The organism is Bacillus sp. T17B1, assembly GCF_026796395.1.
GTDB classification, from domain to species: Bacteria; Bacillota; Bacilli; order Bacillales; family Bacillaceae; genus Bacillus; species Bacillus spizizenii_A.
Window position 1 is genome coordinate 1 of sequence record NZ_JALAYA010000034.1, and the last position, 14,871, is coordinate 14,871.

Annotated in this window: 13 protein-coding genes; 8 read left to right on the plus strand and 5 right to left on the minus strand. The window is 45.5% G+C overall.

The genetic code is table 11. The annotated features are described in order from the left end of the window. Window positions 1–85 precede the first annotated feature (85 nt). Complete coding sequence (locus MOF34_RS16165; protein WP_268400844.1) at window positions 86–850, minus strand: class I SAM-dependent methyltransferase; 765 nt, start codon at window positions 848–850, stop codon at window positions 86–88. A gap of 116 nt (window positions 851–966) precedes the next feature. Between MOF34_RS16165 and MOF34_RS16170 the strand changes: the two genes are divergently transcribed. The 7 genes from MOF34_RS16170 (at window position 967) to putR (ending at window position 9,432) form a co-directional block, all read left to right on the plus strand. Then, complete coding sequence (locus tag MOF34_RS16170; protein WP_268400845.1) at window positions 967–1,941, plus strand: LysR family transcriptional regulator; 975 nt, start codon at window positions 967–969, stop codon at window positions 1,939–1,941. A gap of 71 nt (window positions 1,942–2,012) precedes the next feature. Continuing rightward, a complete protein-coding gene (gene cah, locus MOF34_RS16175) occupies window positions 2,013–2,969 on the plus strand; it encodes a cephalosporin C deacetylase (RefSeq protein ID WP_019713253.1) in 957 nt (318 codons plus the stop codon). Between the two features lie 83 nt (window positions 2,970–3,052). Further along, window positions 3,053–3,835, plus strand: a complete 783-nt coding sequence (locus tag MOF34_RS16180) for a nucleotidyltransferase domain-containing protein (RefSeq protein ID WP_268400846.1) — start codon at window positions 3,053–3,055, stop codon at window positions 3,833–3,835. 186 nt (window positions 3,836–4,021) lie between these two features. After that, complete coding sequence (putB, locus tag MOF34_RS16185; protein WP_080010228.1) at window positions 4,022–4,933, plus strand: proline dehydrogenase PutB; 912 nt, start codon at window positions 4,022–4,024, stop codon at window positions 4,931–4,933. Between the two features lie 17 nt (window positions 4,934–4,950). Continuing rightward, a complete protein-coding gene (gene pruA, locus MOF34_RS16190) occupies window positions 4,951–6,498 on the plus strand; it encodes an L-glutamate gamma-semialdehyde dehydrogenase (RefSeq protein ID WP_019713256.1) in 1,548 nt (515 codons plus the stop codon). Window positions 6,499–6,589: 91 nt separating this feature from the next. Beyond that, the gene (gene putP, locus MOF34_RS16195) at window positions 6,590–8,044 is read left to right on the plus strand and encodes a sodium/proline symporter PutP (protein WP_419901035.1); all 1,455 of its coding nucleotides are present in this window, start codon (window positions 6,590–6,592) and stop codon (window positions 8,042–8,044) included. 152 nt (window positions 8,045–8,196) lie between these two features. Beyond that, a complete protein-coding gene (gene putR, locus MOF34_RS16200; RefSeq protein ID WP_268400847.1) occupies window positions 8,197–9,432 on the plus strand; it encodes a proline utilization transcriptional regulator PutR in 1,236 nt (411 codons plus the stop codon). A 36-nt stretch (window positions 9,433–9,468) separates the two neighbouring features. Here putR and MOF34_RS16205 read toward each other — a convergent pair whose 3' ends face one another. From MOF34_RS16205 to MOF34_RS16215, 3 genes are all read right to left on the minus strand, one after another. Beyond that, complete coding sequence (locus MOF34_RS16205; RefSeq protein WP_019713259.1) at window positions 9,469–10,326, minus strand: TIGR03943 family putative permease subunit; 858 nt, start codon at window positions 10,324–10,326, stop codon at window positions 9,469–9,471. 4 nt (window positions 10,327–10,330) lie between these two features. Beyond that, entirely contained in the window at window positions 10,331–11,218 is an 888-nt protein-coding gene (locus MOF34_RS16210; protein ID WP_268400874.1) for a permease, read from the minus strand. A gap of 96 nt (window positions 11,219–11,314) precedes the next feature. Further along, window positions 11,315–12,169, minus strand: coding sequence for an alpha/beta fold hydrolase (locus MOF34_RS16215; RefSeq protein WP_268400849.1), 855 nt, complete (start codon window positions 12,167–12,169; stop codon window positions 11,315–11,317). A gap of 161 nt (window positions 12,170–12,330) precedes the next feature. Between MOF34_RS16215 and MOF34_RS16220 the strand changes: the two genes are divergently transcribed. Next, on the plus strand, window positions 12,331–13,341 hold the full coding sequence (locus MOF34_RS16220; protein WP_268400850.1) for an NAD(P)/FAD-dependent oxidoreductase: 1,011 nt from the start codon (window positions 12,331–12,333) through the stop codon (window positions 13,339–13,341). Window positions 13,342–13,371: 30 nt separating this feature from the next. Here the strand turns inward: MOF34_RS16220 and cobA are convergent, their stop codons facing one another. After that, window positions 13,372–14,823: a uroporphyrinogen-III C-methyltransferase gene (gene cobA / locus MOF34_RS16225; RefSeq protein WP_268400852.1), complete on the minus strand. Its 1,452-nt coding sequence runs from the start codon at window positions 14,821–14,823 to the stop codon at window positions 13,372–13,374. Window positions 14,824–14,871: the final 48 nt, after the last annotated feature.

The following is a 14,871-nucleotide window of genomic DNA, read 5'->3' on the forward strand; positions in this document are numbered from 1 at the left end:
AAGTATAGTGTAACAGCCACTTTTGAAAAGTGGGCTTTTTACACTGTCTACTTAGAGGGGATAATATCAGTGCGCACGGCTTTTTTTATCGTTTTATGCCCTGTATCAAAATCGCTTTTAAGCAAAACGAGCCGGGCTGTCCGTTCTGATTCATTTTGATGTGGAACATGTCACGTGCTTCGTCTGAGGCGTCATTCAGGTGGGTGATGATTTGCTTTTCCCGGTCGGCGGGAGTTCCGCTCCGCTTGATCCAGCTTTCGTATTGAATCGGCAAATTCCACTTTTGGACTTCTTGATAGCCCAGCTGATTAGCGGTGAACATCGACTGCCATTCTGATAATGAGCTTTCGCGGACATGGGAAGGGTCTCGGAGCCGGTTCAGCTGATTGATAAATTCATCAAGAACGGAATCTTCAGGCGCGTAATGATCGACCAAGAGAAAACGTCCGTCCTTTTTCAGCACGCGTGCAACTTCGCTGACGGCTTTGCGGACATCTAAAAAATGGTGGGCCGCGTATCGGCAGGTGATGAGATTAAATGAATTGTCGGGGAAGGGGAGTGACTCTGCGGTTCCTAGCTGAAAGCGTACGTTTCCTGCTCCTTTATCTTGCGCAAAGGAGGACGCAATCTCTACCATCTCTTTTGTCGCATCAATACCGATGATGCACTCCTGTACATATGGGGAAAATGCCAGCGCTGTATGGCCAGCACCCGCTCCGATATCCAGCACCCGCTGCTCAGCCCGGCATTCCGCCATTTTGATCATTACCCCTAAATCTTCCCCCTGGGCAAATACCTTCTCATCCCGGTACATCTCAGCGTTTTTAGAAAACGGTGTTTCATTTGTCATCAAAGCCATCTCCTTTTTTTGCAAATGTTATTATGGATTATGTTAGCAATTTCTGTTACGATTCGTCCAAGATATAAAAATGATAAAAACGATAGGTTCAACCTATGGAGGCTGGTATGGATATTAAAGTGATGGAATATGCAGCGGAAATTGCCAAGCAACAAAGCTTTACAAAGGCAGCGGAGCATCTTCATATCGCTCAGCCGTCACTCAGCCAGCAAATCAAAAAGCTTGAGGCTGAGCTTGGGCTCACTCTCTTTCATAGATCCCACGGCTCTGTTACGCTGACACCCCACGGCAGGCGTTTCATTGAAAAAGCCGAGGACATCATTCGTTCTAGAGATGACTTGCTCCGGGAGATGCAGGAGAGGTCGCAGGGGCTCGGGCACAAGCTCTCCATTGGAATTCCCGCAGTAACGGGGAGATATCTCTTTCCGCCTCTGCTGAAGCAGTTTTTGGCGCGTTATCCTCATGTGGAGGTTCAGCTTGTTGAAAAAGATCCGGTTTGTTTAGAGGAGATGACAGCAAAGGGAGAGGTTGACCTTTCTGTCTTATCCTTGCCGATCGAGGATGAGCGGCTCTCCATTATACCCTTGCTCACGGAACCGATTGTTCTCGCAGTGCCGAAGGAAAAGCAAAGGTGGATGCCGCCTGAAATGACCGCGCTGATTGAGAAAGCGCTGGAAGGTGAGGAGGGCCGCCAGCCGTGCGTGCCTCTGGAAATGGTAAGGCACGTGCCATTTATTCTGTTAAAAGAAGGTTTCGGATTTCGCAGGACAGTTCTCGATCTCTGTGCGAAAAGCGGCTTTAAGCCGAATACTGCCTTTAAAACGAGCCATATTGAAACTGCCCAATCTCTTGTGGCCAACGGCTTAGGTGTGACAATGGCGCCGAATATGGTCAGAAGGGATAAAGATCCGGGTGTGATCTATTTATCTATTGAATCCGCGCCATCACGAACCCTCGTCTTTGTATTTTTAAAGAATCGCTACATCAGCCTGACAGCCCAGGCCTTTATGGAACTGAGCCGGGATAGTCTTAAACAAACGTTTGATGAAGGCTGTTTGGAAAACAAAAGCGAAAATATTTAGAAAACAGGTCTTGAAAATGGTAATATAGGAATACAAACTAAATCTTATAAAACAAAGGGGAATAATCGGAAATGCAACTTTTCGATCTGCCGCTCGACCAATTGCAAACGTATAAGCCTGAAAAAACAGCACCGAACGATTTTTCTGAGTTTTGGAAATCGTCTTTGGATGAACTTGCAAAAGTCCAAGCAGCACCTCATTTACAGCTGGTTGATTATCCTGCTGATGGAGTCAAGGTGTACCGCCTCACATATAAAAGCTTCGGGAACGCCAGCATTGCCGGATGGTACGCAGTGCCTGACAAGGAAGGGCCGCATCCGGCGATCGTCAAATATCATGGCTACAACGCTAGCTATGACGGTGAGATTCATGAGATGGTAAACTGGGCGCTCCACGGTTACGCCGCATTCGGCATGCTTGTCCGCGGCCAGCAGAGCAGCGAGGATACGAGTATTTCTCCGCATGGTCATGCTTTGGGCTGGATGACGAAAGGAATCCTTGATAAAGATACATACTATTACCGGGGCGTTTATTTGGACGCTGTCCGCGCGCTTGAAGTCATCAGCAGCTTTGACGATGTTGACGAAACAAGAATCGGTGTGACAGGCGGAAGCCAAGGAGGCGGCTTAACCATTGCCGCAGCGGCTCTGTCAGACATTCCGAAAGCCGCGGTTGCCGATTATCCTTATTTAAGCAACTTTGAACGGGCCATTGATGTCGCGCTTGAACAGCCGTACCTTGAAATCAATTCCTTCTTTAGAAGAAATGGCAGCCCGGAAACGGAAAAGAAGGCGATGAAGACACTTTCATATTTCGATATTATGAATCTCGCTGACCGAGTGAAGGTCCCTGTTCTGATGTCGATCGGTCTGATTGACAAGGTCACGCCGCCGTCCACCGTGTTTGCCGCATACAACCACTTGGAGACAGAGAAAGAGCTCAAAGTGTACCGCTACTTCGGGCATGAGTATATCCCTGCCTTTCAAACAGAAAAACTTGCTTTCTTTAAGCAGCATCTTAAAGGCTGATAAACGTGAATAGCCGCCGCACAACATCTGGCGGTTTTTTTCTGCAAACTGCAGGAATGAGAACAGACTGGAGACGAATAGAAATGAAACAAAGGATCATTGATGAATTAAAACGAATTGAGCTTTCATACGGAGTCAAAATCGTATATGCCGTTGAGTCAGGAAGCCGCGCATGGGGATTCCCGTCGCAGGACAGTGATTACGATGTCCGCTTTATTTATGTGCCGAAAAAGGAATGGTATTTTTCAATTGAGCAGGAGCGTGATGTCATTGAGGAACCGATTCACGATTTGCTGGATATCAGCGGCTGGGAGCTGAGAAAGACGCTGCGCCTCTTCAAAAAATCAAACCCGCCGCTCCTTGAATGGCTGTCCTCAGACATTGTGTACTACGAAGCATTTACGACTGCAGAGCAGTTAAGAAAACTGCGCACGGAGGCATTTAAGCCTGAAGCAAGCGTGTACCACTATATCAATATGGCGAGAAGGAACGTCAAAGATTACCTTCAAGGGCAAGAGGTTAAAATCAAAAAGTATTTCTACGTGCTTCGGCCTATTCTGGCTTGCAAATGGATTGAAAAGCACGGAACCATTCCGCCAATGGATTTTACTGTTCTGATGAATGAACTTGTTACTGACGCAGAGCTGAAGGCAGAAATGGAAACCTTGCTTGAAAGGAAAAAAAGAGGTGAAGAGCTTGATCTCGAAGCAAGAATTCAAGTCATTCACCAATTCATTGAAACGGAAATTGAAAGAATCATGGAAGCGGCAAAAACGCTGAAAGCAGAACACAAGGATATGACACCTAAATTGAATCGTTTGTTTTTGAATACGGTTGAAGAAGTGTGGAAGGATGGAGGAAGCTGATGATTTTTGTCGCTTCCTTTCTCTATTATTCGACAGGATTCCCCGACTTTCTAACTATCTGATTGTGGCAAAACCACAAAAATAATCAGATTCTTTGTATTTCGAGAATATTGTGAACGTTGGTTTTGTCCATTTACAATAAACTCATACAAATACTTCTTAGATTGCGGGGTGTTGAGGTTGGAAGTGATCACAAGAGATTTTTTCTTATTTTTATCCAAAAGCGGCTTTCTCAATAAAATGGCAAAGAACTGGGGAAGCAGAGTAGCAGCGGGTAAAATTATCGGAGGGAATGATTTTAACAGTTCAATCCCGACCATTCGACAGCTTAACAGCCAAGGTTTGTCAGTTACTGTCGATCATTTAGGCGAGTTTGTAAACAGCGCTGCGGTCGCTCGGGAGCGTACGGAAGAATGTATTCAAACCATTGCGACGATTGCGGATCAGCAGCTGAACTCACACGTTTCTTTAAAAATGACGTCTCTAGGTCTGGATATAGATATGGATCTGGTGTATGAAAATATGACGAAAATCCTCCAGACGGCCGAGAAGCATAAAATTATGGTCACCATCGACATGGAAGATGAAGTCAGATGCCAGAAAACGCTTGATATTTTCAAAGATTTCAGAAAGAAATACGAATATGTTAGCACAGTGCTGCAAGCCTATCTGTATCGGACGGAAAAAGATATTGACGATTTAGATTCTTTAAACCCGTTCCTTCGCCTTGTAAAAGGAGCTTATAAAGAGTCAGAAAAAGTAGCTTATCCGGAGAAAAGCGATGTCGATGAAAATTACAAAAAAATCATCCGAAAGCAGCTCTTAAACGGTCACTATACAGCGATTGCCACACATGACGACAAAATGATCGATTATACAAAGCAGCTTGCCAAAGAAAATGGCATCGCCAATGACCAGTTTGAATTTCAGATGCTGTACGGCATGCGGTCGCAAACCCAGCTCAGCCTCGTAAAAGAAGGTTATAACATGAGAGTCTACCTGCCATACGGCGAAGATTGGTACGGCTACTTTATGAGACGCCTTGCAGAACGTCCGTCAAACATTGCATTCGCTTTCAAAGGAATGACAAAGAAGTAAAAAAAGGAGAGATTAATATGACAACACCTTACAAACACGAACCATTCACAAATTTCCAGGATCCAAACAACGTGGAAGCGTTTAAAAAAGCGCTTGCGACAGTAAGCGAATATTTAGGTAAAGACTATCCGCTAGTCATTAACGGCGAGAGAGTGGAAACAGAAGCGAAAATCGTTTCGATCAACCCGGCAGATAAAGAAGAAATCGTCGGCCGAGTGTCAAAAGCTACTCAAGAGCACGCTGAGCAAGCAATTGAAGCGGCTGCGAAAGCGTTCGAAGAGTGGAGATACACGTCTCCTGAAGAAAGAGCAGCTGTCCTGTTCCGCGCTGCTGCTAAAGTCCGCAGAAGAAAACATGAATTTTCCGCTTTGCTTGTAAAAGAGGCAGGAAAGCCTTGGAACGAAGCGGACGCTGATACAGCTGAAGCGATTGACTTCATGGAGTATTATGCGCGCCAAATGATCGAACTGGCAAAAGGCAAACCGGTCAACAGCCGTGAAGGCGAGAAAAACCAATATGTGTACACACCAACTGGTGTAACAGTTGTTATTCCGCCTTGGAACTTCTTGTTTGCGATCATGGCAGGAACAACAGTGGCGCCGATCGTTACTGGAAACACAGTAGTTCTAAAACCTGCGAGTGCTACACCTGTCATTGCTGCAAAATTCGTTGAGGTCCTAGAAGAGTCCGGATTGCCAAAAGGCGTAGTCAACTTTGTTCCTGGCAGCGGAGCGGAAGTCGGTGACTACCTTGTGGACCATCCGAAAACAAGCCTTATCACATTTACGGGGTCAAGAGAAGTGGGTACGAGAATTTTTGAACGTGCGGCGAAGGTTCAGCCTGGACAGCAGCACTTAAAGCGTGTTATCGCTGAAATGGGCGGTAAGGATACGGTTGTTGTCGATGAGGATGCGGACATTGAATTGGCAGCTCAATCCATCTTTACATCAGCGTTCGGCTTTGCGGGACAAAAATGTTCTGCAGGTTCACGTGCAGTAGTCCATGAAAAAGTGTATGATCAGGTATTGAAGCGTGTCATTGAAATTACGGAATCTAAAGTAACAGCAAAACCTGACAGTGCGGATGTTTATATGGGACCTGTCATTGACCAAGGTTCTTATGATAAAATTATGAGCTATATTGAGATCGGAAAACAGGAAGGGCGTTTAGTAAGCGGCGGCACTGGTGACGATTCGAAAGGATACTTCATCAAACCGACGATCTTCGCTGACCTTGATCCGAAAGCACGACTCATGCAGGAAGAAATTTTTGGACCTGTCGTTGCATTTTCTAAAGTGTCAAACTTTGATGAAGCTTTAGAAGTCGCAAACAATACTGAATACGGTTTGACAGGCGCAGTTATCACTAATAACCGTAAGCACATCGAGCGTGCGAAACAGGAATTCCATGTCGGAAATCTGTACTTCAACCGCAACTGTACAGGCGCTATCGTCGGGTACCATCCGTTTGGCGGCTTCAAAATGTCCGGAACGGATTCAAAAGCAGGCGGACCGGATTACTTGGCACTGCACATGCAGGCTAAAACAATCAGTGAAATGTTCTAAAGCGGGACTAAATGGGCATCCTCCCTGCGGGGATGTCCATTTCATCCATATACCATAAAAAAGAGGAGGAAGTGCCATAGAAAACACACAGCTGATTATTTCGATTTGTATTTATATGGCGGGGATGCTGCTGATCGGCTACTTTGCTTACAAGCGCACGTCAAACCTGACGGATTACATGCTTGGAGGACGCTCTTTGGGTCCAGCGGTAACCGCTCTCAGTGCCGGTGCTGCCGATATGAGCGGCTGGCTGCTGATGGGGCTCCCGGGTGCCATGTTTTCAACAGGTCTGAGCGGTGTTTGGATTGTATTCGGACTTTGCCTTGGAGCATGGGCGAACTGGCTCTATGTTGCGCCACGCCTGAGAACCTACACTGAACAAGCGGGGAATTCCATCACAATTCCCGGGTTCCTAGAGAATCGCTTCGGAGACCATTCGAAGCTGCTGAGACTGTTTTCAGGGATTGTGATCTTAGTCTTTTTCACATTTTATGTTTCGTCTGGAATGGTATCCGGCGGGGTTTTATTCAACAGTATTTTGGGGATGGAATATCATACAGGCTTGTGGGTTGTGACTGGTGTGGTTGTGGTATATACCCTGTTTGGCGGCTTTTTGGCAGTCAGCTGGACAGATTTTGTTCAGGGAATCATTATGTTTGCCGCACTTATCCTTGTTCCGATCGTTACGTTTTTCCACACGGGGGGAGCAAGTGAAACCGTTACTGAAATCCGCTCTGTTGACCCAGATATGTTTAATATGCTCAAAGGAACAAGCGTCCTTGGCATTATTTCTTTGTTTGCCTGGGGTTTGGGATACTTTGGCCAGCCGCATATCATTGTGCGTTTTATGGCGATAACGTCTGTCAAAGAGATCAAAAGAGCGCGCAGAATCGGGATGGGCTGGATGATTTTGTCGGCAGTTGGCGCTGTGCTGACCGGTTTGGCCGGAATCGCTTATTACCATAAGAATGGCTTGACACTGAAGGACCCTGAGACGATTTTTATTCAATTAGGGAATATTTTGTTCCATCCGATTATCACAGGTTTTCTGATTTCAGCTATTTTGGCCGCAATTATGAGTACAATTTCTTCCCAGCTGCTTGTGACATCAAGCTCTCTGGTAGAAGATTTGTATAAGTCGATGTTCAGACGCTCAGCATCTGATAAAGAGCTGGTGTTTTTGGGCCGTATGGCTGTGCTTGTGATTTCTGTCATCGCATTATTCCTTGCTTGGGAGAAAAATAATACAATCCTTGGATTGGTAAGCTATGCTTGGGCGGGCTTCGGTGCATCATTCGGGCCGGTTGTACTGCTCAGTCTGTTTTGGAAACGAATGACCAAATGGGGGGCACTCGCCGGCATGATTGTGGGAGCAGCAACTGTAATCATTTGGGCGAATGCCGGTCTTTCGGACGTTCTGTATGAAATCATACCTGGTTTTGCTGCGAGTCTATTATCTGTCTTTATCGTCAGTGTATTGACGCAGGCTCCGTCACAAGCTGTCGCAGACCAGTTTAAAGACTACCAAGATACAATGTCACAATAAACAGGGAAAGGAGGAGGAAGGGATTGTCCCTTTTTCCTCTTTTCTCCTTTTAAGCAGATGTTTTTTTCTTTTGGAAACAAACGTATTTTTTTCTATACAAAAAGCCCCCGTATGGATATGATTAAAGTAAAAAAAGTATAGGAGAAAAAGGTATGGAAGAGCTTTTAGAGAGAGTTTTTTCATTTTCAGATGTTGATAAGCTGATTGATTTTATCAGTTATGAACTGCAAAAACCAGTCATACTGGAAAGCGCGGATTTCTTTTTGTTAGCCTATAATTCTTACTATATTAACCATTTTGATTCTGCCAACCAGCAGACTATTTTTTCAAAAAAATGTCCGGTGCAGATTTTCGAGAGGTTCCTGAAGGATGGAATCATTGAAAAACTGAAAACCGAACCTGAGCCTTTTCGCGTCAATAAAATTGAAAGCATTGGGTTAAACCAGAGGGTGGTCGTGAGTGCAAAGCACAAAGGGGAAGTCATGGGCTACATCTGGGTTCAAGAGCTGGACCAAAATCTGACTGAAGAAGAACTCGACTTTTTGTATGAGACCTCTTTCCATGTCGGGAAAATCATTTATAAAACGAATAAGCTGAAACAGGAAAAGGAAGAAAAAGCAGAAGATCTCATTAAACGGGCGATTTATCAGCAATTTACCACTGAGAAGGAACTCAGACGGGAAGCCGAAAGAATCAACACCGTGCTGCCTTCCATGTTTTCAGTTGTGATCCTGCACGCAGCGAATGGAGATGGGGAAGCGGTTGAGGATTTAAAGGAAAATATCAGGTCATACCTGAATTTACGGGATAAAGTCAGTCATGTCTTAACGATCGAATCAAATATTGTCATCGTCGTTGCGAGTTTTTCCCCAAAAAGCTCCGTCTCCTCGGCAGCTTCAGAATTTATTAACAAGCTGTTAACACATTTTCACTTTCAGAAAATACCTACCCCTATTTATATCGGTATCGGAAATGAATATGATCACCTTTTAAAACTCGGCAAGAGTTATACAGAAGCACTTGAAGTCATCAAAGCCGCAGAAATCACCGGCAATCAGGAAAACATTCCATATGAATATGCCAAACTCGGCATTTACCGCTATTTAGAAAGCATCGAACAGAAAAACGAATTTTTAGAATACGAGAATAAGGATTTGGCTTTATTAAAAGCGAAAGACCAAGAAAGCAGCACCGAGCTGCTTAAAACCTTGGAAATCTACCTCCTCAATAACTGCAAAACAAAACCTGCAGCTGAACAGCTGTTTATTCACCAAAATACACTGAATTACCGCATCAAACAGATTACCGAAATGACGTCGATCGATTTGAACGATTTCAGGACGCGGTGCCAGCTGTATCTTGATTTGATGCTGATGAAAAAGAAATAAAAAAGAAACCAGTACTTGTACTGGTTTCGTCTTCACTTAAAATCCTCTGTAAACGTACGGATCATCAGGTTTTTTTATGGTATTCCAGTCGGTTACTTTCACGACAGGGAGAGTCGACTTGAATGGCTGGTAATATTCTGAGGTCAGCGTGCCCTTAATTTGAATCCATTCATCATCCTTGATGTTCATGTCCTCTGGAAACTCCACAAGCATCCCGTATACGCCGGAATCAGCGATACAGTGAATGATGCCAAACCTCAATACGAACAGCTGGTTTTTGTTAATCGCATTTCCTTTATACGCAAATCCATGAAATTCAATCGTCCGACCGAGAAATTCACCCGGATAGTTATAAATGGTTTCCATTCCTTTTAGGAAGTCATCATCGGTCAGAGAAATCTCTTTCTTGCTGGAATACTTATTAAACAGCTGTTTCATCTGTTTGTCGTAGCTGTCTTGCGCATAATAAAGACTGGCGTCAGGCCGCAAATACTGTGTTTGGGAGTAATGATCTCCACTTTCCATCGCTTTAAACGAGAACCCCTTTGTTTTGACAATGGATGAGTCAAGCGTCGCAATCGGGAAGAAGATTCCCGACACCAAAGGAAAAAGAAAAACAAGATAAATCAAATAACGCTGATAAAATGGCTTGTTTTGTTCATGGTCATGCTCGTGATCATGGCCGCACCCGCAATCATGATCATTGTGATGCCCGCCTTTATCCGGCGATTTGATAAACACATATGCTTGAACGGCTGTCAAAATGGCCAACAGGAAGATCGCAATAAAGGAAAGATAGGCATATTTCATATTGATATATTTTGTAAGATTTCCTGAGGCGTGCAGATGATAAAAGAAAAACGTAAATCCCATCAGCACCAATAGACGAAACACTCAATCACCCCTTTACCAATAGTGATCCCGCCAAGACGAGCACGACAATGTACGTAATCAGCAGGAAAACAAATCGTTTTTTGAAGGCCGCAAGCATCATCAATAGATTCTTAATATCCACCATCGCACCAAACACGAGAAAGGCAATTAACGATCCTAATGAAAATGTGCTGCTGAAGGAAGATGCGATGAACGCATCAACTTCTGAACAAAGCGATAAGACAAACGCCAGCCCCATCATCACAAGGGAAGAGGATACATCATTCTGCCCGATCGCAAGCAGTGTGGATGTTTTGACATACGTCTGCATAGCGGCTGCGATAAAGGCGCCGATAATTAAATATTTCCCCACGGAGAAAAATTCATCAATGGCATGACGCAACGTCCCACCCAGCTTTTGTAACAGGGTGTGGTGATGATGATGATGGTGTTGCCCGGGTTCATGAGGCTTTAAAAGCTGGTTATCTTTAAATTGATAGGATAAGATGATCCCAATGATCACCGAAACGGCGAGCGCCAGTCCGCCCCGATAAAAGACAACGCTCCATCTATTCCCGAACGCAATAAAAGTAGAAAATAAGACGATAGGATTGATGATCGGCGCGGTCAGCATGAACGCAACGCCCGCATGCAGAGGAACCCCCTTTAGCAGAAGCCGCCTTGTAATCGGGATAATACCGCATTCGCAGGCGGGAAATAATACGCCGGCTAGCGCACCGAATAAAACGGCGAGAAAGCGGTTCTTTGGCATGATCCTTGCAATCATTTCTTCAGAAACAAACATTTGAATGATTCCGGAAAGTATGACGCCAATCAGAATAAACGGAATGGCTTCTATTAAAATGCTGATAAAAATAGAATTCAGCTGAAGAAAAGATGATTGTGCTGTCACAATAAAACCTCCGCTCATGGTAAGCTGCCTCTTATCATACCAGAAAAAGGGCACTGCTTGTTTGACGGAGGAGGGGGAAGGATTGTTTCACTTTGTTTAGGATTCCAAAAATTCAAGTATGATTCTATCTGTTTCGGCAGCTTCTTTCCCGAGCCAAATCAGGTGTCCCCATGAGTGAAGCAGACAGAGAACAGCGTCAGGAATATGTTCTTTTGCATAATGTGCATGTGACTTGTCGATAAACCCATCATAAACACTTTGCATAATCAGTACGGGGCATGAGATGGCCTGCAGCTCTTTTGAAGAGATAGCGGCTGTTTGTGACAAGTCAAGCAGAAATCCTTCACCTGAGCGCTGCCGGCTGTTCATTTTCCGAAATGCTTCTATGTCTTTTTCATCCATCATAGACTTGATTCGCTGAAACGATAGTGTGCTGAATTGTGGGCTCATGGCTTGAAACATCAAACGCGGGAAGGCGTTATTTAGATAAGAAATCAGCTTCCACATCCATTTTTCCAACGGCGGGCGGAAGAGGATTTTCCCCATTTTATATTCAGTATCTTTGGGGGTGAGCCATTCTTTGGTGACCGCGGATTGCAGGGTCAGAGTGTTTACCCTTTCCGGATAATGTGAGGCAAAGCTTATGCCGCTCGGCCCTCCTGCTGAGATGGCCACCACATGGACACTGTCGATTTGTAAATGATCTAATATATTCACATAGAGACGGCAGGCGTCGGCCAGACTTTTTCCAATCTCTTTTGACGTCCGTCCATAGCCTGGCCTTGAAGGCGTGATGATGGAATACCCATGCTCAATCAGCGCCGTGTATCCGAATTCCTCGTAACAATTTGAATGCCCGCCATGCATGACAAGAATGGGGGCTCCACTGCCTATTACAGAATATTCCATTTTGTGTCCTTCGAGAGTGATTGTTTCGACTCGTCTTTTCATCTGTTTCTCCCATTTGTTTTCTGCCTATTATAGAGTTTTCAACAATTGACCACAAGGGAAGAAATGAATAAACAAAGGCTCGGGAAATATGATATACTTTGCATTGATATTCATTCTCAATTAAAACGGTTTAGATATAGAGGTGAACGGAGGCAGGACGGATGGCTGAGTATCAAGAGGTATATGACGTTACGATTATAGGCGGGGGGCCGATCGGGCTGTTTACAGCTTTTTACTGCGGAATGCGGGAGCTGAAAACGAAAGTAATCGAATTTTTGCCGCGGCTTGGAGGGAAGGTGTCTTTATTCTTTCCTGAGAAAATCATTCGCGATATCAGCGGAATACCGGGAATTGCAGGGAAGCAGCTTGTCAAGCAGCTGATGGAGCAGGCGGCGACGTTTGATCCTGATATCGTGCTGAATCAGCGTGTAACCGGATTTGAACGCTTGGAAGACGACACCATTGTGCTAACAAGTTCTGAAGGAGAAAAGCATTATACACGTACCGTGATTTTAGCTGTCGGCATGGGAACCCTTGAGGTCAATGAGTTTGACAGTGAGGATGCGACCCGGTATGCGGGCAAAAATCTTCATTATGGAGTGGAGAAGCTTGATGCATTTAAAGGAAAGCGGGTCGTAATATCAGGCGGCGGTGATACTGCAGTCGATTGGGCCAATGAGCTGGAACCGATTGCGGCGTCTGTGACTGTCATTCACCGGCGCGAGGAATTTGGCGGAATGGAAAGCAGCGTGACGAAGATGAAGCAATCATCGGTGCGGGTACTCACTCCTTATCGCCTGGAACAGCTGAGCGGCGATGAAGAGCGCATCCAAAGTGTGGCTGTTTGTCATACTGCGACTGGCCATAGAAAAGACATAGAGGTTGACGACCTGATCATTAACCATGGGTTCAAAATTGATCTCGGACCGATGAAGGAGTGGGGGCTTGAGATTGAAGAAGGCAGGGTGAAAGCTGACAGACATATGCGGACGAATCTTCCGGGTGTGTTTGTTGCGGGTGACGCGGCTTTTTATGAAAGTAAACTGAGGTTGATTGCCGGCGGCTTTACGGAAGGCCCGACAGCGGTCAACAGCGCGAAGGCTTATTTGGACCCTAAGGCCGAGAACATGGCGATGTATTCAACTCATCACAAAAAATTGGTGCATAAATAAAACAGCCCTTAAGGAAAGGGCTGCGAGCAATCAGCTGTGAAGAAGCTTTTTTTCCGCCTGTTGATTCTGAATCAATTCAAACAATTCATCCTGTCCTTGGACCGCTGTGAATCCATAGGTGCCGGCAGCTGGATTATCGCCTATGCAGACGATAGGAGGCCGGCTTGCTGATGGTTCCAGCGAAATGCCAATCTGTTCGACTGCGCTGATCAATTGCTGAACGGACGGTTTGCTTGGGCATATGATCATGTGCAGCGGAGATTCACTGATGGTTCGCTGAATCATGTGGGTGAATCGATCATCTATGACGTTTTCATGAGTGATATAAAACGAACAGGACTCATGCTTCTTCATGTTTTCCACTGCATGCCGACTCCCGACTACAAGACGTTTTTCTGAATCAGGCTGAATGGCTGAGATGAGGAACCCCCGGTTTTTAAGCTCCGTCTCTGCATGTTCAGATGCCGCACTTAGGCGGGCTGTCAGCTGGCGGATGTCGATTTTCTTAGAAGCCAGTGCTTTGAAAAATTCACAAACCGCACGGCGAGATGTGAAGAAAATGTCTTCAAAGGTGCCGATCTTTCGAAGAATCTCTTCATTGACAGGCATGTTCTCAGTCCGCCATTTCGGCCATTCGATGACATCGGCACCGGAAGCACGCAGCTTGTCTGCAAGCGGGTCTTCATCCTCGCCATGAGTGGCAACCATTATGTGCTGGCCGTTGAGTGGTTGGCTTTCAAACCAGCTGTGTGTTTGAAAATGAACGATATCTCCAATGACGATAATCGCAGGGTTTGTGATTTGGTGTTCCTGTACTTTTTGCTGAATATTCTCAAGCGATCCTTTCACGCTCCGCTGCCGGCCCCACGTACCCCATTGGATCACAATGACAGGGACAGAAGGCGATTTTCCGTATGCGATGAGCTGCTGGCAAATATATGATAAATTCTTGACGCCCATGTAAAAGACAAGGGTTTGAACGCTCCGGGCAAGTCCTTCCCAGTCGAGATTCGGTGTGCCTTTTAAAGATGTATCATGCGCAGTAATCATGGCAAAAGACGATGCGAAATCCCGATGTGTAACGGGGATGCCCGCATATAGCGGCGCTGCAATTCCAGAAGTAATCCCCGGCACTATTTCATAACGGATGCCGTGCTCATGAAGAGCATCTGCTTCCTCGCCGACTCTGCCGAATACACTCGGATCTCCGCCTTTTAAACGGACAACGGTTAACCCCATTGATGCTTTTTCAACCAGCAGGGCGTTGATTTCTCTTTGTTTCATAAAGTGGCGGTCTGGCAGTTTTCCGCAATAAATAAACTGGCAGTCCGGTGATGCGAATTCGAGCAGCTTCGGGTTGGCGAGGCGGTCATATAAAATAACATCTGCTTCCTCCAACGCCTGTTTTCCTTTGATGGTGAGGAGCCCTGGATCGCCGGGACCCGCTCCCACGAAATATACGATTCCGTTCTTCATGATCATGTCATCCTTCCGTCACTGTAAAAAATGAAGGATCACTTAAAAGTGATC

What these genes read in the sequence shown, in the direction of transcription:
- MOF34_RS16165 (WP_268400844.1), bottom strand. Translation starts at nt 850, where the DNA reads ATGACAAATGAAACACCGTTTTCTAAAAACGCTGAGATGTACCGGGAT.
- MOF34_RS16170 (WP_268400845.1), top strand. Translation starts at nt 967, where the DNA reads ATGGATATTAAAGTGATGGAATATGCAGCGGAAATTGCCAAGCAACAA.
- cah (WP_019713253.1), top strand. Translation starts at nt 2,013, where the DNA reads ATGCAACTTTTCGATCTGCCGCTCGACCAATTGCAAACGTATAAGCCT.
- MOF34_RS16180 (WP_268400846.1), top strand. Translation starts at nt 3,053, where the DNA reads ATGAAACAAAGGATCATTGATGAATTAAAACGAATTGAGCTTTCATAC.
- pruA (WP_019713256.1), top strand. Translation starts at nt 4,951, where the DNA reads ATGACAACACCTTACAAACACGAACCATTCACAAATTTCCAGGATCCA.
- putR (WP_268400847.1), top strand. Translation starts at nt 8,197, where the DNA reads ATGGAAGAGCTTTTAGAGAGAGTTTTTTCATTTTCAGATGTTGATAAG.
- MOF34_RS16215 (WP_268400849.1), bottom strand. Translation starts at nt 12,169, where the DNA reads ATGAAAAGACGAGTCGAAACAATCACTCTCGAAGGACACAAAATGGAA.
- MOF34_RS16220 (WP_268400850.1), top strand. Translation starts at nt 12,331, where the DNA reads ATGGCTGAGTATCAAGAGGTATATGACGTTACGATTATAGGCGGGGGG.
- cobA (WP_268400852.1), bottom strand. Translation starts at nt 14,823, where the DNA reads ATGATCATGAAGAACGGAATCGTATATTTCGTGGGAGCGGGTCCCGGC.